A 15385-nucleotide genomic window follows, 5' to 3' on the forward strand; every position below is an offset into this window, starting at 1 on the left:
GCATTCCCATGCGTCATTCACCCAACCGGCTCCTCGCCGCCGTCTTCGGCGCGGTCTACGTGGTCGTCGGACTCCTCGGCGGGATCGTCGCGGGCGGCCTGCCGTTCCTCACCACCGAGGGTGGTCTCCTGCTCGGGATCTTCGAGGTCAACCCGCTGCACAACATCGCGCACGTCCTCATCGGCGCGGCACTGCTCATCGCCGGGCTCTCGAACGTCGTCGCGGCCAAGACCGTCAACACGGTGGTCGGCGGGTTCTACCTCCTGCTCGGTGTCGTCGGGTTCTTCATCGTGGGCTCCGCGCTCAACATCCTCGCGCTCAACACGGCCGACCACTTCCTCCACCTCGCGAGCGCCGTGGTGCTGCTCGGTGCCGGACTGGCTGCGGACAAGCGAACGCAGCGGGTGGCGACGGCCTGACATGTCGGTCTCCGTCGAGCGTCAGGACGTCCGAGCGGGAGGCGACACCGCGGTCAGCACCGGTACGACGTCGATCTCGAACAGCCTGCTCGCGATGTGCGCGCTCGGCGCCGGTCTCGTGCTGATCGCGACCGGCGCCGGGTCCTCCCCCGTGGGCGCGATCCCGCTCGTCACCCTGGGCGTCGCCGCACTGCTGTGGTCCGTCGTGGTCCTCGTCCGCGACCGGGTGCCGGGTCTCCGAGCGTCCTTCGCCGGCACGGTGGGCACGGTCGTCATCTGGGTGGCGCTGTACGGACTCGCCTCCCTCGGCGTCACGACCGTGCCGCCGTTCCTGCCGACCCTCTCGTCCACGGTCCTGCTGCTCATCGTCGCCGGGGTGCTCGCACGGCGACTCCGGCGGGTCACTCTCGCGTCGACGGCGCCGGACGAACTCGAGCTCGACGCCCTGGTGACGCGAGCGAGCCGTCGGCCACGTCGCGAGCCGAGCACCGGACGGTACGTGCTCACCCTGCTCGCCGGGGCAGCGGTCGTGGCGGCGATCACCACACCGGCACTGGCCCAGACCAACGCCGGTGCGTTCGCGGTCCCGCACGGTTCCCTGCACAGCAGCCACTGATTCCCTCCACAGCGACAGATCCACCGTCCCGTTCACCAGCCCGGCCCGTTACACTTAGGCAACCCTTACCGAACCAGCCGACGCGGAGTCCGACATGAGCACTGTGATCCCCTTCTCCCAGGCCCTGCGCGAGCGCACATCCTCCGGCCACTCCTCCAGCGAGGGGGCGGACTTCATGAGCGACCTCATGACCGGGAAGGGTTCGAAGGAGGACTACATCGCCCTCGTGGCGCAGCACTTCTTCATCTACGAAGCGCTCGAGGCCGCAGCCGACCGCATGCGCGCCGATGCCGTCGCCGCTCCGTTCATCAGCGACAAGCTGACGCGGCTCCCCGCCATCGTGCAGGACCTCGAGTTCCTCATCGGTCCGGACTGGCGCGAACAGATCACCCCACTCCCCACCACTGCCCGGTACGTGGCACGGATCAACGAGGTCGGCGCCGTCTGGCCCGGCGGCTTCGTCGCGCACCACTACACCCGGTACCTCGGCGACCTCTCGGGCGGGCAGATCATCCGCACGCTCATGCAGCGTCAGTTCGGCTTCGACACCAACGGCGTCGGCTTCTACCTCTTCGGCGACATCGCGAAGCCGCGCGAGTTCAAGGACACCTACCGCGAGCAGCTCGACGCCGTCCCGTGGGACGACGAGGAGCAGGCCCGCGTGATCGACGAGGTCATGGTGGCGTACCGCTTCAACACCGACCTCTTCCGCGACCTCGCGACCGCGAAGGCCGCAGCGACCGACGTCGCCTGACCCGTCCGTCTCAGCCCTCGGCCGGGCGCCGTGCGGTCGGCGAAACGCCCCTCCCGCGTGTCGCTCGCGCGGCGTAGCATCTCGGGCATGGACGTCATCCTCGTACCCGGCTTCTGGCTCGACGCATCCTCGTGGAGTGCGGTCACACCCCCGCTCGAGGCAGCCGGTCACCGGGTCCGACCGCTCACCCTCCCCGGTCTCGAGAGCGTCAGTGCCGACCGCGCCGGCATCGGCCTGCGCGACCACGTCGACGCCGTAGTCGCCGAGATCGACTCCGGCACCGAGCCAGTCGTGCTCGTCGGGCATTCCGGCGGCGGCGCCATCATCTCCGCCGCGATCGACGCCCGCCCCGACCGCGTCGTCCGCGCCGTCTACGTCGACTCGGGCCCACTCGCCGACGGCACGTGCATCAACGAGGAACTCCCCTCGTCGGGCTCCGAGATCCCGCTACCCGACTGGACGGTGTTCGACGCGGAGGACCTCGTCGACCTGGACGACGAGCTCCGTGAACAGTTCCGCGCCAGAGCCGTCCCGCAACCGAAGGGCGTCGCCGTCGACCGACAGCAGCTCTCCGAGGACGACCGCCGCCTTTCCGTGCCGGCGACCGTGGTCGCGTGCGAGTTCTCCTCGGAGATGCTGCGCGGCCTGATGGAACAGGGCCACCCGTACGTCGCGGAACTGGCACGGCTGCGCGACGTCGAGTTCGTCGATCTGCCGACGGGCCACTGGCCGCAGTTCACGAAGCCGGCCGAGCTCGGTGCGATCCTGCTCCGGGCCGTCGACCGCACCTGAGGTCACACGACCCGGCGAACGACTCAGGGCAATGCGGGCGGCGGAGGTCCGATCAGGACATGGCGAGCGAGAGCGCCAGCACGCCGAACATGGCGACGAAGACCAGCGCGAGGACGGCGTACATCGCGATCTGCACGCCGCGTCCCTTGATGACCGCCTGACCTCTCGGTGCGAGCGAGCCTGAGACCCACTGCTGCGCCGGCGCGATGTAGTCGAGCGTCGGCGCCTCGCCGGGCTGCAGCAGGTAGTCGGCACGGCCGAACTCCCACAGCCAGGCCATCGAGCACGAGACCTGCACGGGACGGTCGGCTGGAACCGTGAACTGCGACGGTCCCCAGGTCGGTCGGTGCTCGAAGCCGTCGATGCGCACGACGAGTGGGATGAACCCCCAGTATCCGGCGAACGGCGGCTTGCTGGCGTTCAGCTCGAGCGTGCGCCAGGCGGTGATCGGACCGGGCTGCGGCCACTGAGCTTGTCCATAGGTCATGAGCGACAATCGTAGTTCTTCGGGTGCAGTCCCGCTCGCACAAACTCTGCCGATCCCTAAGCCCAACCCCGGTCCCTGAGCCTGTCGAAGGGCACGTGCGACCGTTGCAACGCCGCCCTTCGACAGGCTCAGGGACCGGACTGCTTCGGCCGAGACCGGAGACGCTACTGCCCCGACATGAACCGCTTCACGTCGGTGTCGACGATGATGTCGCTCGGGCGCAGCGGCCGGGAGAGGTAGAGACCGTCGAGCGTCGAGATGCGGCTGAGCGCCACGTAGCTCTGCCCCGGGCTGAACGCGCGGCTGCCGAGGTCGACGATCGCGCGGTCGTAGGTCTTGCCCTGCGACTTGTGGATGGTGACCGCCCACGCGAGCCGCAGCGGGAACTGCGTGAACTCGGCCACGATGTCGCGCTTCAGCTGCTTCGTCACCGAGGAGTAGGAGTACTTGTACTTCTCCCACGTCGCCGGCTCGACCTCGAACTGCTCGCCGTCGACCTCGACCCAGACGGTGGAGTCGATCTTCACCACGGTCCCGAGCGTGCCGTTCACCCAGCGACGCTCGCTGTCGTTGCGGAGGAACATGACCTGCGCACCGACCTTGAGGTCGAGCGCCTCGTCGGCGGGGAACGCCCGGCCGCCGAAGTCGCCCGAGACCTCCGCGTTGGCGGTGAGTGGCTTGCCGTCGAGCTTGGCGAGCGCCGCCTTGTTGATGCGGTCGACGGTGTCGTTGCGGCTCGCGAGGGTGATGACGCCGTCTTCGGGAGGAGTCCTGGCGCCCATGCCGTTCAGCCGGCCGGCCATCTCGGCGGTGACCTGGCCATGCCGGACGCCGTTGAGCAGGTACTTGAACTCGGCCTCGTGCTGGCGGTGGATCTCCGTGAGCTCGACGAGCTGCAGCGGAGTCTCGGACCACACCTTGGCGTCGAAGAACCAGAACGAGCGGTAGGTGTCGGCGATGTACGCCCGTTCCTCGAGGCTGCCGGGCACCGGAGCGAGCTGGTACGGGTCGCCGAAGAGCACGATCTGCACGCCACCGAACGGCTCGCGCGGCCGCTGCCGGGCCTGCCGGAGACTCCGGTCCATGGCGTCCATGAGGTCGGCGCTCACCATGGAGACCTCATCGACGACGAGGGTGTCGATGGAGTTGAGCAGCTTGCGGGTCTGATCGTTCTGGTCGATCGTGTGGTCGGCGATGAGCCCGATCGGCAGGCGGAACAACGAGTGGATCGTCTGGCCGCCGACGTTCAGCGCGGCGACACCCGTCGGGGCGCAGATGGCCAGCTGCTTCGAGGTGTTCCAGGCGAGGTGGTTGAGGAGCGTCGACTTCCCGGTGCCCGCTCGACCCGTCACGAACAGGTGCTCGCGGGTGCTCTCGATGCGGTCGAAGACGGCTTGCTGCTCGGCGGAGAGGGCTACGCTCATGATGCTTCGGTTCCCTCCCGTTTTCGCCCTCCAATCCTACGCGAGGTGCCCGCCTAGGATGTCAGGATGAGCCATGTCGCGACACGTGGGGAGCTGCGACGCCCGGGAACGGTGCGCGGTGCGCTCGTCCGCGCCGTCGTGCTGTGGCTCTGCATCGCGGCGCTGCTCGTCGCGGCCATCGTCTCCGCCTGGTCGGCCGTCGCCCGCGACGTCTACGGCGCCGGTTCCTTCGCGCGCGGCTACCTGGACGCCCTCGCAGACGACGACGCCGCGACCGCGCTCGCGTTGCCCGGAGTCGCCCTGAGCTCCGCCGAACTCGCCGACGCGGGCCTGCCGGCCGAGAGCTCGGACGCCCTGCTCCGGAGCGAGGCGCTCGGCACGATCGAGGACGTGCGCCTCGTCTCCGACGTCACGACGGGCTCGGGCGCCCACGAGGTCACCTTCTCGTACCGACTCGCTGGGCAGCCGCACAGCACGGTGTTCTCGATCACGAGCGGCGAGCGCACCTTCGGGCTGTTCCCGTCGTGGCGCTTCGAGACGAGCCCGTTGAGCGTCGTCCAGCTGACGGTCGCGCACACGACCGGGTTCCGGGCGAACGGCTTCGAGCTCGACACCCGCCGCGTCGCGGAAGGGACCGAGGGGGCCTTCACCTCCACCATCCCGCTCCTCACCTTCACGCCGGGCAGCGTCGACTTCGACGTCGACACCACCTACCTGGCGGCGTCGGTGGAGACGGCGACGACGACCGAGATCGCGAGCGTCGTCGACGCCGAGGTGACCGCGAGTGCCACCTCGGACTTCGTCGGGGAGGTCCAGACGCAGATCGACGGCTACCTCGACAACTGCGCCACGCAACAGGTCCTCCAGCCCACTGGGTGCCCGTTCGGCATGGTGATCCGCGATCGCGTGGACGACCTACCGGTGTGGTCCATCGCGGCCTACCCCGTGGTGGCGGTCCAGCCGGGCGACAGCGGTTGGCAGATGCCTGCGACGGCCGGAGCCGCGCACCTCGTCGTCGACGTGAAGTCGTTGTTCGACGGCACGGTCTCGACCCTCGACGAGGACGTCCCGTTCACGCTGTCGGCGTTCGTGACGATCCGCGACGACGGCTCCCTCTACATCGACCTCCGCTGAAGCCCGCGAACTGTCACTCCGACACAGTCCGACACCCCTCACACTGTTCCGGAGTGACAGTTCGCGGGCTAGGAGCGGGTGTCGTTGGCCGCCATGCGCGCGAGACGCTCGTTGTACTCGTTGAGCTCCGCGTCGTTCGTGCGGTCCGCGTTGCGATCGAGTCGCTTCTGGTCCTTCGCGTCGCTCTTGCTCCACGAGATCGCGACCGCGACGGCGAGCGCCAGGGTCGGGATCTCGCCGACGCTCCAGGCGATCCCGCCGCCCGTCTGCTGGTCGAGGAGCGGTGCCTGCCCCCACGTGCGTCCCATCGCCCCGAACCAGTCGGCGAGGAACAGCCCGGTCGAGGAGATGATCGCCAGCCCGAAGAACGCGTGGAACGCCATCGTCGCGAAGAGCAGCAGGAGCCGCATCGGGTACGGCAGGCGATACGGGACCGGGTCGATGCCGATGAGCGACTGCACGAAGAGGTAGCCGGTGATGAGGAAGTGCACGACCATCCACTCGTGGCCGATGTGGTCCTCCATCGACCAGCGGAACAGCGGCGTGTAGTAGAACACCCAGAGTGATCCGGCGAAGAGCACCGCGGTGACGATCGGGTTCGAGACGATCCCCGCGAACTTCGAGTGCACGGCCAGGAGCACCCACTCCCGACCCCCTCGGGAGTCGTCCGAGCGCTTCCGCACCGCCCGCGCGAGCAGTGTGACAGGCGCTCCGGGGACGAGGAGCACGGGGACGAGCATGGTGAGGCCCATGTGTCCGAGCATGTGCACGCTGAAGAGGTACGGCTGGTAGACGTTGATGCCGCCGCAGGTGAGGTAGAAGAGCACGAGCAGGCCGAGCACCCAGCTGACGGTGCGGAGGATCGGCCAGGAGTCGCCGCGGCGGTGGAGGCGGACGACACCCGCGATGTAGAAGAAGATGCCGAAGGCACAGGCGAGCAACCACAGCAGGTCGATGTTCCACTCGGTGAAGTACCGCGCGAAGGTCAGTTCCGGCGGCAATTCCTCCCCGGTGAGCAGCACCGCGGGTGTCGGCGCGGTCGGCACGGTCTGGTCGACCGGCGGGGCGGTCTTCGCCAGGGCCGCGGCGGCACCGGAGGCGATGCCCATGAACCCGAGCTCGAGGGCGACCAGCCACCAGAAGGTGCCGGTGCGGCCCGCCGGGGTGTCAGCTCGCGCAGCGGCGGAGCGCTCGATGCGGCCGATGAGCACCCGACGCTGCAGCGCGCCGAACAGGCCGAGCGCCAGCAGCGCGAAGACCTTGACGAGGACGAGGATGCCGTACGGGGTGCCCAGGCGGTCGAGCGAGCCGATGCGCAGCTCGGCGCTCACGTATCCGGAGACCGCCACGACGACGAAGGACACGAGTGCCACGGTCGAGTACCGCATGAGCACGGGGGCGAGCCGGCCGTCTTCGAGGGTCTTGCGGATGAAGACGAGCGTGAGCAGACCGCCGAGCCAGATGGCGGCGAACACGAGGTGCAGGCCGAGCGCGGTGACGGCGGCGTTGTGCCCGCTCGCCTCGGCGGAGTGGCCCTGCTGGGCCATCGGCAGCAGCGACACGAGGGACAGCCCGAAGACGAACACGAGCACCGTGTGGTTGCGGACGGCGAAGCAGAGCACCGTGACGGCCGCGGCGATGAGGGTCGTCTGCAGCCAGGCCTGACCCGACTCGATCCCGGTGAAGAAGAGGCTGAGCTTCGCGCCGAACGCGTCGTCGAAGGTGAGCGGCACCTGCGTGACGTTCAGGAAGGTGAAGAAGCCCGTCACGCCTGACGCGACGGTGAAGACCGCGGCGCCGGCTGCGGCGACGTCGAGCGCCGCCCCGTACTCGCGCCGGTCCGGGCTGAGCGCCCAGCAGGCCATGAGCAACGCACCGATGGTGACGGCGGCGCTCAGGTTGACGAGCAGTTGTGCGATCGGGAGCCCCCACCGCACCACGGCGCCGGGATCGCCCAGGAGTTGCGCATCCGCTCCACCGCCGAAGGCCAGACCCGCGAGGAGGGTCGCCACAGCCACGAGGAGCAGGAGGGCAGGACCCGCGAGGCGGACGACACGATTCACGCTGCAAGCCTACGCGGCGCTGCTGGGAACCCCGACCGCAGCGGGCTCAGCCGAAACACCGGTCCCTCAGCCGAACCACCGGTCCCTGAGCCTGTCGAAGGGCGCCGCTCACGCCCGGACGAGCAGGGTCGAGGAGCCGTCTTCCAGCCGCCGCACCTCGATGCGTTCGCCGATGCGCTGCTTCATCTCCTCGACGTGGCTGACGACGCCGACGACGCGGCCGCCAGCCGAGAGCCGACCGAGTTCGGCCATCACGGTGTCGAGCGTCTCGGGGTCGAGGCTGCCGAACCCTTCGTCGACGAAGAGCGTGCCGAGCTCGACACCGCCGGCCTCGCCCGTCACGACGTCCGCCAGCCCGAGTGCGAGGCAGAGCGAGGCGTAGAACGTCTCGCCACCGGACAGCGACTTCGGATCGCGACGCCGGTCGGTCCGGTGATCGTGGACCGTGAGCGACAACCCGACGCGCTGGCTGCGGGAGGGTCCTTCCTTGACATCGCTGCGGACGAGCTCGTAGCGCCCGCCTGACATCGACTCCAGGCGCGCGTTCGCCGCCGCCACGACATCCTCGAAGCGGCGCAGCAGCACGTAGGTGCCGAGGGTGACCTTCGTGCTGTTCTCGCTGCCCGTGGCAGACACCACGTCGGCGAGGCGGACGACGGCCGCGGCCTCGCGGACCGCGTCGGCGTTCTCGTCGGCCGCCTCGGCGAGCGCCGTGCAGGCCGCCGCCGCGTTGGTCGCTCGTCGTGCGGAGACGGCGGCCGCCGCGGTCGCGATGCCTGCCGCCGCTTCGGCGTCGGCCAGTCGTCGGGCCGTCGCTTCGACGTCGGGTGCGGCGGTACCGGCGACTCCCGCGATGGCCGGGCTCGCGAGTGCTTCGGCGTTCGCGGTCGTGTGACGCAGGTGGTCGGCCACCCGCGCCTCGGCGCTCGCCCGTTCGACCCCGTTCATGGCTGCGGCTTCCGCGGCCGCGCGGTCGGCGAACCCGGCCCGCTCGAGTGCCGCCTCCAGCTCGACCGCGCGCTCGGCGTCGCGCAGGCGCCGGTCAGCGACGGTCGCTCGTGCCGCCGCGAGCAGCGACAGCGAGGAGAGCTCGGCCTCGAGCATCGCGTCGAGCTCGGCAAGTGAAGCCGCTCGACCGGCGAGGACGCCGGCCACCTCGGCGCGGGCCTGCTCGTGGACGCGCTGCGCGGCGGCGAGCCGCTCGGTCAGTGTCGCCCGGGTGGCGGTGCGTTCCGACACCGCGACCACGCCGGCCAGGTGCTCCTCCGCGAGGCGTCCGGCCTCCGCGACCTCGGCGTCCGCCTCCTCGGCGATGACCACGGCCTCCGCGTGCTGCCGCTCGGCCTCCGCAGCGGCCGCATCGACGGCCGCCCGCGCAGCGACCGGGTCGAACCCGGCTGTCGCCGTCGTCGAAGCGTCGGTGGAGCCGGCCGCGGCAACGTCGCCCGGGTCGTCGGCCAGCGCGAGGAACTGCTCGACGAGGCGACGGCGCTCCGCCCGGGCGATGTCCCGGGCGCTCTGCGCCGACTGCATCCTCGCCTCGGCGTCGGCCCGCGCGACGGATGCCGCTTCGACCGCGTCCGCGTCGGGGTGGTCTCCGTCGAGCACCGCGGGCGCCGGATGGCTGAGCGAGCCGCAGACGCTGCACGGCTCGCCGTCCCGCAAGCCGGTGGCGAGTTCACCCGCCATGCCCTCGATCCTCCGGAGGCGCAGCGACGTCTCGACGTCGATCGCCGCCTTCGCAGCCGTGGCGGCCTCGGTGACCTCGTCGGCGAGCCCCGCGAGGCGTTCGTCGGCCGCGTCCACCCGATCCAGCACCGCACGGCGTTCAGCCGCGCGCTCGACGGACCGGGCGGCCCTGGCCGACTCGGTGGCCGCACGCGAGGCGCGCTCCGGTGCCGAGCTGAGCGCTGCCCGGCGGGCGTCCCGTCGCGTCTGTTCCGCTGCGAGCTCGGCGAGCCGTTCGTCGACGGTCGCGAGCTCCTCGGCGAGTGCTGCGAGCGCGAGTTCCCGGTCGGCGTCGGCGGCTTCGAGGACGAGCACGGCCGCCATCGACGCTCGCTCGACGGTGAGGGATTCGCGGCGCGCGGTGACGGACGCATCGTCGAGAGCGACGATCGCCTCGTCGGCCTGCTCCTCCATCGCGGCGAGCGACGCGATGGCATCCTGGAGCGCCGCCGATGCCGTGGCCGCTCCGGCGAGCGCGGACGCGACGGTGTCCGCCCGAGCCGCTGCCGCGATCCGTTCGGAGAGCCGCGCGACCGGTTCGTCGTCCACCGAGAGCAGCTCGCGCTCGGTCAGCAGCTCCGCGCGACGTTCGATGGACGCGAGCAGCGTCTGGGCCGCAGCGTGTTCGGTGCGAGCGCCCTCCAGGGCGACCCGCGCCTCCGAAGCGGTCGAGGCGTCGGCTGCGGCGTGGCGCTCGAGGACGGCGACGATGCGCGTGGCGTCACCGACGAGGTCTTCGGAATCGGGTTCGAGCGGGACCGCGAGAGTCGCGACGTCGGGGTCTGGGTCGGGCTCCGCAGCCGACGGATCTCCGGCAGTCGCGGGAGCACCTGACTCGGCATCGACCGCCGCTGGGACGTCCATCCCGGCCGGGGTGTCCGCTCCCTTGCCCGCGACGAGTTCCCGTGCGTCGTCGAGTTCGGCCGCTCCCGCGAACCGGGCGATCGCGCGGCCCAGCGCCTCTCGTGCGCCTTCGATGTCGCGTTGGGCCTGCCGACGTTGCTCGACGAGGTGCTTGGCGACCCGCTCGTAGTGCTCCGTCCCGAACAGGGACCGGAGCAGTTCGCTGCGCTCCTCACCGCCGGCGGCGAGGAACCTCGCGAACTCGCCCTGCGGGAGGACGATGGTCTGGACGAACTGTTCCCGGGTGAGACCGACGATCCGGCTGATCTCAGGACCGATCTCCTGCGCGCGGGTCGACAGGGTCTCTCCGGCCAGTGCGTCGGGATCGGTCAGGCGGACGAGGGTGGCGCTCGCCTGCTGCGGGGTGAAGCCGGCACCGCGCTGCTTCGGCCGCTGGTAGGCCGGCGTCCGCCGCACCCGGTACACGCCGGATCCGGTCTCGAAGACGAGTTCCACGAACGGTTCCGTCCCGGGCTGCGCGTGGTGCGAGTGGAGGCGGTCCTTGCTGGCCCCGGTACCGGCCAGTTCGCCGTACAGCCCGAACACGATGGCGTCGATGATCGTGGACTTGCCGGCGCCGGTCGGTCCCTCCAGGAGGAACAGACCAGCCCGCCCGAGTTCGACGAAGTCGATGGTGTGCTCACCGGCGTACGGCCCGATGGCCTGCAGCGTGAGTCGGTGCAGGCGCATCAGGCACTCACCTCCGCGGCGAGTGCTGCCTCGTTCGCCGCCGCGATGAGCTCCCGCTCGCGAGTGGTCGCCGGTGCACCCGTCGCGTACTCGATGAACTCGGCGGTGACCTCGACCGGGTCGGAGACCGCCGTGACGGCTGCGGCGCGAGCCTCCTCGGAGCGGTTCGCCGGCGCGTGCGACCAGACGAGCAGGTGCGGGAAGCGCCGGGTCAGCGTCGCGTACAGCTCCGGTGGCCGGACGTCGTCGGTGACCGTGGCCCGCACCCAGGCGTCGACGGCGTCGTCTCCCGTGGGGCCCTGCAGCTCTGCGAGGGTTCCGGTGACGTCGACGAGCCGACGGGGCACCGGCGCCGGCAGCAGCTCCAGGTGCACGGAACCGTCGGCGGCGAGGTCGACCAGCACGCTCGACTTCACCTGGTTGCGTTCGGAGAAGGAGTAGGCGAGCGGCGAGCCGGAGTACCGCATGCGTTCGACGCCCGTCGCGGCCCCGACGCGCTGCGCACCGTGGAGGTGGCCGAGCGCGACGTAGTCGAAGTCGTCGAACAGTTTGGCGGGCACCGCATCGACCCCGCCGATCCGGATGTCGCGTTCGCTGTCGCTCGCGAGACCACCGATGACGAAGGCGTGCGCGGCCACGACCGATCGGACCGTTCCGTGCTCGCGACGCTCCGCGAGATCGGTTCGGACGCGTTCGAGGGCTGCACCCATGACGGCGGCGTGCGACCGCGCGAGCGGCTGGTCGTCCGGGGCCAGCACCCCTCGTGCGGTGTCGGGGTCGAGGTAGGGCAGCGGGTAGAAGGCGACGGGCCCGTGTTCGTCGTCCACCAGGACCGGTTCGCCGACCCGCGCGAGGTCGGCTCTGATGTCGATCCCGTCGCGCAGCATGGCGGCGCCGAAACCGAGCCGGATGGCCGAATCATGGTTGCCCGGGGCGAGGATGACCCGGGTGCGGCCAGCAAGCCGCCCGAGCGACTCCGACAGGAGCGTCACCGCCTCGACCGGCGGGATGGCGCGGTCGTAGATGTCTCCGGCGACGAGGAGGACGTCGACCTGGTGGTCCACGACCGTCTGCTCGAGGTGCGCCAGGAAGTCGCGTTGGAAGGGGAGCAGGTCGACCCCGTGCAGCGAACGGCCGAGGTGCCAGTCCGAGGTGTGGAGGATCCGCATGACAGCAATGCTAGGCCGAGCCGCCGACACCTCGCCGCACCCCGGACGGCACCCGGACGAACGACAGCAGGGCGCCGCTCGCGCGACGCCCTGCTGTGTGGTCTGGACCGACGGAGTGTCTCCGTGGTCCGAGTCCGTGCGGGCTGACGCCCGCGACGACCTACTTGACGGAAGCCTTGAGCTTCGAGCCGGCGGTCACCTTGACGCGCTTGCCGGCCGGGATCTGGATCTCGGCGCCGGTCTGCGGGTTGCGGCCCGTGCGAGCGGCGGTGTCGGTCTGCTCGAAGGCGATCCAACCCGGGATCGAGACCTTGCCGCCCGTGGCGACGGTCTCAGCGACGGTGGTGAACAGCGCGTCGACAACGCTGCCGACGGTCGCCTGGCTCTGGCCGGTCGATGCGGCGATGGCGGCGACGAGTTCGGTCTTGTTCAAATTTGCCATTGTGAGGGTCCTCCTCGGACGTTGCTGCAACGTACAGCTGATGTGTTGGTAGCGAAGGTGTCGCTGATACGGCACCAACTGGTCGGTGTGACCGCCTCGAATGTAGCAGCAATCCGCGAGATTTCGCGGATTTCTGCGCTCTACGCGGACAATCGGGCCTGCGTGTCGGTCGTTTCCCAGCTGGGAGCCGTCGGTGCGAGCGCTCAGCGGACCCCGATGACGCTGTGCCCGGCAGCTCGCGACAGCAACCACGCCTCGATCGTCGGGAAGAGGGTCAGGACGGCGATCGCGAGGAACGCGAACTGATACGGCAGCAGCTGGCCGCCACCGACCCCGTCCTCGAGGGAGAATCCGGTCGTCAGCAGGATCGCCCCGACGGCGACACCGAAGCCGCTCGCGACCTGTTGCAGGGTCGAGTTGAGCGTGTTCGCCCGAGACATCGCAGCGGATTCGACGTCGGCGAACGTGATGGTGTTGTAAGCCGTGAAGCCGATCGACCGGGCGACCCCGCTGACGAAGAGCAGCATCGCCGTCAGCACGATCGACGTGTCAGCGGTGAGGAACGCCATCCCGGCCATGCACAGGACCCCGATCAGGTTCGACGACACGAGCACCAGACGGAATCCGAACCGCCGCAGCATCCAGGTCGTCGCCGGTTTGATCGCGAGGTTTCCGGCGAAGAGGAAGAGCACCATCGAACCGGTCTGCACGGGCGTCCAGCCGAAGGCGTCCTGGAACAGCAGCGGCAGGAGGAAGGGGACGGCACTGATCGTGAGCCGGTAAACGCTGCCGCCGGCGTTGGCCAGCCGGAAGGTCTCGATCCGCAGCGAGCGGAGGTCGACGAACGGGTGCGGGACACGGAAGAGGTGCCGGATCGCGAAAGCGAGCAGGACGACACCTGCTACGAGCGACCCGGCGAACCACCGTGCATCGAACCCGGCGCCGGACACCAGGGACGCCGCCACGAGGAGCGACGCGAGCCCGACGCAGGCGAGCGACAGGCCGAGCCAGTCGAGCGGAGGCACCTCGTCGGCGGCGAAGTCGGGGACGATGCGGAGCGCCACGATGAACGCGACGACACCAATCGGCACGTTGATGAGGAAGATCCAGTGCCAGGAGGCGTACTGGGTGATCACCCCACCGAGGAACGGCGCGATGATCGGGGCGGCGAGGGCCGGCCACGTCAGGAGGGCGATGGCCTGGATCAACCGCTCCTTGGGCGTCACCCGGAGCACGGCCAGGCGGCCGACCGGCACCATCAACGCCCCGCCGACACCCTGGAGCACCCGGAAGCCGACGAGCATCGGCAGGCTCGAGCTCAACGCACACAGCACGGAGGCGATCGTGAACACCGCGATCGCCAGTGCGAAGATGCGCTTGGCACCGAACCGGTCCGTCAGCCAACCGCTGACGGGGATGAGGACGGCCACCGTGAGCAGGAATGCGGTGACGGCGAGCCCGACGGCGGTCGACGAGGTACCGAGGTCCCGGGCGATACTCGGTGCGGCTGTGGTGAGGATGGTCCCGTCGAGGTTCTCCATGAAGAAGCAGCCGGCGACCAGGAGGGCGATGGCTCGTTGCGTGCGGACGTCCAGCAGCGCCTCCTCGGTGGGTGTGGGAATCGTTCGATCCTTGCAGTTGTCGCCGACAACGCGAAAGGGCCGCCCGCGATGCGGACGGCCCTTTCGGTGTTGCGATGCTGTGTCAGCGGAATGTGAGCTCCGACTGAGCGGGTGTTACCAGCTCGACTTGCGGACGCCGGGCAGTTCGCCCTTGTGCGCCATGTCGCGGAAGCGAACGCGGCTGATGCCGAACTTCGAGAGGTTGCCTCGCGGGCGACCGTCGATCGCGTCGCGGTTGCGGAGGCGAACCGGCGAAGCGTTGCGAGGAAGCTTCTGGAGGCCGAGGCGAGCTGCTTCACGCGACTCGTCGGTCCCGGCGGGGTCGACGAGGGCCTTCTTCAGCTCGGCGCGCTTCGTGGCGTAGCGGTCGACGATAACCTTGCGCTGCTCGTTACGGGCGATCTTGCTCTTCTTAGCCATGTTTAGCGCTCCTCTCGGAATTCAACGTGCTTGCGCACTACGGGGTCGTACTTCTTGAGCACGAGACGGTCTGGGTTGTTGCGACGGTTCTTCTTGGTCACGTACGTGTAACCGGTACCAGCCGTCGAACGGAGCTTGATGATTGGACGGACGTCCTGCTGCTTAGCCATTAGATCTTCACCCCACGAGCGAGAATGTCCTTGACGACGGATTCGATGCCACGGGCGTCGATCACCTTGATGCCCTTGGCGGACACCTTCAGGGTGACGTTACGACGCAGCGAGGGCACGTAGTAGGTCTTCTTCTGCACGTTCGGGTCGAAGCGGCGCTTCGTGCGACGGTGCGAGTGCGAGATGTTGTGACCGAAGCCGGGAACGGCTCCTGTCACCTGGCACACTGCTGCCATAGTAGTTTCTCCTTCATTACCGCAGGGCGACTGCCCTGCCCAAGATCTCTTGTCGGCGTGCGCGATCCCCGTCGGCGTGAGCGGTGAGGGATCGTGGACACGATGTGGACATGGAGCGTCCACACCAAGGGTCAAGCGTACGCTGTGACCAGGCGTTTTGCAAATTCGTGTTTCTACCACTGAACGCGCTGCGCGTTCACGCACTGCGTGTTAACGCAAAATGGCCACCCAAGAACCTTGGGTGGCCATTTCAACGAAGAAGTCCGGCGGTGTCCTACTCTCCCACAGGGTCCCCCCTGCAGTACCATCGGCGCAA

At 69.5% G+C, this 15385-nt stretch carries 15 protein-coding genes; 5 read left to right on the top strand and 10 right to left on the bottom strand.

Going from position 1 to position 15385, the window contains the following annotated elements; all coding sequences use genetic code 11:
* The first annotated feature begins 8 nt into the window (after window positions 1-8).
* The 4 genes from ACQ3HE_RS17005 to ACQ3HE_RS17020 all read left to right on the top strand — a co-directional run bounded on the left by ACQ3HE_RS17005 (window position 9) and on the right by ACQ3HE_RS17020 (window position 2581).
* The gene (locus tag ACQ3HE_RS17005; RefSeq protein ID WP_079707434.1) at window positions 9-419 is read left to right on the top strand and encodes a DUF4383 domain-containing protein; all 411 of its coding nucleotides are present in this window, start codon (window positions 9-11) and stop codon (window positions 417-419) included.
* A 1-nt stretch (window position 420) separates the two neighbouring features.
* Window positions 421-1035 carry a DUF1129 domain-containing protein gene (locus tag ACQ3HE_RS17010; protein WP_430893565.1) on the top strand — a complete coding sequence of 205 codons (615 nt, stop codon included), beginning with the start codon at window positions 421-423 and terminating at the stop codon, window positions 1033-1035.
* A 94-nt stretch (window positions 1036-1129) separates the two neighbouring features.
* On the top strand, window positions 1130-1789 hold the full coding sequence (locus ACQ3HE_RS17015; protein ID WP_411557166.1) for a biliverdin-producing heme oxygenase: 660 nt from the start codon (window positions 1130-1132) through the stop codon (window positions 1787-1789).
* Window positions 1790-1876: 87 nt separating this feature from the next.
* Window positions 1877-2581 (top strand): alpha/beta fold hydrolase, encoded by a 705-nt coding sequence (locus tag ACQ3HE_RS17020; protein ID WP_430893566.1) that lies wholly within the window; start codon window positions 1877-1879, stop codon window positions 2579-2581.
* Between the two features lie 52 nt (window positions 2582-2633).
* On the opposite strand, the gene ACQ3HE_RS17025 is transcribed toward ACQ3HE_RS17020, so the two are convergent.
* A complete protein-coding gene (locus ACQ3HE_RS17025; RefSeq protein WP_086475145.1) occupies window positions 2634-3068 on the bottom strand; it encodes a hypothetical protein in 435 nt (144 codons plus the stop codon).
* Between the two features lie 164 nt (window positions 3069-3232).
* Window positions 3233-4492 (bottom strand): ATP-dependent DNA helicase, encoded by a 1260-nt coding sequence (locus tag ACQ3HE_RS17030; protein WP_079003639.1) that lies wholly within the window; start codon window positions 4490-4492, stop codon window positions 3233-3235.
* Between the two features lie 66 nt (window positions 4493-4558).
* Here ACQ3HE_RS17030 and ACQ3HE_RS17035 point away from each other — a divergent pair, with 66 nt between their 5' ends.
* Entirely contained in the window at window positions 4559-5626 is a 1068-nt protein-coding gene (locus ACQ3HE_RS17035; RefSeq protein WP_430893567.1) for a hypothetical protein, read from the top strand.
* Between the two features lie 68 nt (window positions 5627-5694).
* Here ACQ3HE_RS17035 and ACQ3HE_RS17040 read toward each other — a convergent pair whose 3' ends face one another.
* The 8 genes from ACQ3HE_RS17040 to rpmB all read right to left on the bottom strand — a co-directional run bounded on the left by ACQ3HE_RS17040 (window position 5695) and on the right by rpmB (window position 15069).
* On the bottom strand, window positions 5695-7689 hold the full coding sequence (locus ACQ3HE_RS17040) for a bifunctional copper resistance protein CopD/cytochrome c oxidase assembly protein (protein ID WP_430893568.1): 1995 nt from the start codon (window positions 7687-7689) through the stop codon (window positions 5695-5697).
* 108 nt (window positions 7690-7797) lie between these two features.
* Window positions 7798-11010 carry an AAA family ATPase gene (locus ACQ3HE_RS17045; protein ID WP_430893569.1) on the bottom strand — a complete coding sequence of 1071 codons (3213 nt, stop codon included), beginning with the start codon at window positions 11008-11010 and terminating at the stop codon, window positions 7798-7800.
* Window positions 11010-12179, bottom strand: a complete 1170-nt coding sequence (locus ACQ3HE_RS17050) for an exonuclease SbcCD subunit D (RefSeq protein ID WP_430893570.1) — start codon at window positions 12177-12179, stop codon at window positions 11010-11012. The genes ACQ3HE_RS17045 and ACQ3HE_RS17050 overlap by 1 nt, the downstream gene beginning before the upstream one ends.
* Before the next feature lie 160 nt (window positions 12180-12339).
* A complete protein-coding gene (locus ACQ3HE_RS17055) occupies window positions 12340-12621 on the bottom strand; it encodes an HU family DNA-binding protein (protein WP_064294762.1) in 282 nt (93 codons plus the stop codon).
* Between the two features lie 203 nt (window positions 12622-12824).
* The gene (locus tag ACQ3HE_RS17060; RefSeq protein ID WP_430893574.1) at window positions 12825-14243 is read right to left on the bottom strand and encodes a DHA2 family efflux MFS transporter permease subunit; all 1419 of its coding nucleotides are present in this window, start codon (window positions 14241-14243) and stop codon (window positions 12825-12827) included.
* 114 nt (window positions 14244-14357) lie between these two features.
* Window positions 14358-14663, bottom strand: a complete 306-nt coding sequence (gene rpsN / locus ACQ3HE_RS17065; RefSeq protein ID WP_064294760.1) for a 30S ribosomal protein S14 — start codon at window positions 14661-14663, stop codon at window positions 14358-14360.
* A 2-nt stretch (window positions 14664-14665) separates the two neighbouring features.
* Window positions 14666-14833 carry a 50S ribosomal protein L33 gene (gene rpmG / locus ACQ3HE_RS17070; RefSeq protein ID WP_056010525.1) on the bottom strand — a complete coding sequence of 56 codons (168 nt, stop codon included), beginning with the start codon at window positions 14831-14833 and terminating at the stop codon, window positions 14666-14668.
* Window positions 14833-15069 carry a 50S ribosomal protein L28 gene (rpmB, locus tag ACQ3HE_RS17075; protein WP_056010522.1) on the bottom strand — a complete coding sequence of 79 codons (237 nt, stop codon included), beginning with the start codon at window positions 15067-15069 and terminating at the stop codon, window positions 14833-14835. Before rpmB ends, rpmG begins: the two co-directional genes overlap by 1 nt.
* Between the last annotated feature and the right edge of the window lie 316 nt (window positions 15070-15385).

The sequence above is a fragment of the Plantibacter auratus genome (assembly GCF_050587365.1).
Classification (GTDB): Bacteria; Actinomycetota; Actinomycetes; order Actinomycetales; family Microbacteriaceae; genus Plantibacter; species Plantibacter auratus.

What these genes read in the sequence shown, in the direction of transcription:
- rpmB (WP_056010522.1), bottom strand. Translation starts at nt 15,069, where the DNA reads ATGGCAGCAGTGTGCCAGGTGACAGGAGCCGTTCCCGGCTTCGGTCAC.
- ACQ3HE_RS17030 (WP_079003639.1), bottom strand. Translation starts at nt 4,492, where the DNA reads ATGAGCGTAGCCCTCTCCGCCGAGCAGCAAGCCGTCTTCGACCGCATC.
- rpmG (WP_056010525.1), bottom strand. Translation starts at nt 14,833, where the DNA reads ATGGCTAAGCAGCAGGACGTCCGTCCAATCATCAAGCTCCGTTCGACG.
- ACQ3HE_RS17005 (WP_079707434.1), top strand. Translation starts at nt 9, where the DNA reads ATGCGTCATTCACCCAACCGGCTCCTCGCCGCCGTCTTCGGCGCGGTC.
- ACQ3HE_RS17025 (WP_086475145.1), bottom strand. Translation starts at nt 3,068, where the DNA reads ATGACCTATGGACAAGCTCAGTGGCCGCAGCCCGGTCCGATCACCGCC.
- ACQ3HE_RS17010 (WP_430893565.1), top strand. Translation starts at nt 421, where the DNA reads ATGTCGGTCTCCGTCGAGCGTCAGGACGTCCGAGCGGGAGGCGACACC.
- ACQ3HE_RS17035 (WP_430893567.1), top strand. Translation starts at nt 4,559, where the DNA reads ATGAGCCATGTCGCGACACGTGGGGAGCTGCGACGCCCGGGAACGGTG.
- ACQ3HE_RS17045 (WP_430893569.1), bottom strand. Translation starts at nt 11,010, where the DNA reads ATGCGCCTGCACCGACTCACGCTGCAGGCCATCGGGCCGTACGCCGGT.
- ACQ3HE_RS17015 (WP_411557166.1), top strand. Translation starts at nt 1,130, where the DNA reads ATGAGCACTGTGATCCCCTTCTCCCAGGCCCTGCGCGAGCGCACATCC.
- ACQ3HE_RS17055 (WP_064294762.1), bottom strand. Translation starts at nt 12,621, where the DNA reads ATGGCAAATTTGAACAAGACCGAACTCGTCGCCGCCATCGCCGCATCG.
- rpsN (WP_064294760.1), bottom strand. Translation starts at nt 14,663, where the DNA reads ATGGCTAAGAAGAGCAAGATCGCCCGTAACGAGCAGCGCAAGGTTATC.
- ACQ3HE_RS17020 (WP_430893566.1), top strand. Translation starts at nt 1,877, where the DNA reads ATGGACGTCATCCTCGTACCCGGCTTCTGGCTCGACGCATCCTCGTGG.
- ACQ3HE_RS17050 (WP_430893570.1), bottom strand. Translation starts at nt 12,179, where the DNA reads ATGCGGATCCTCCACACCTCGGACTGGCACCTCGGCCGTTCGCTGCAC.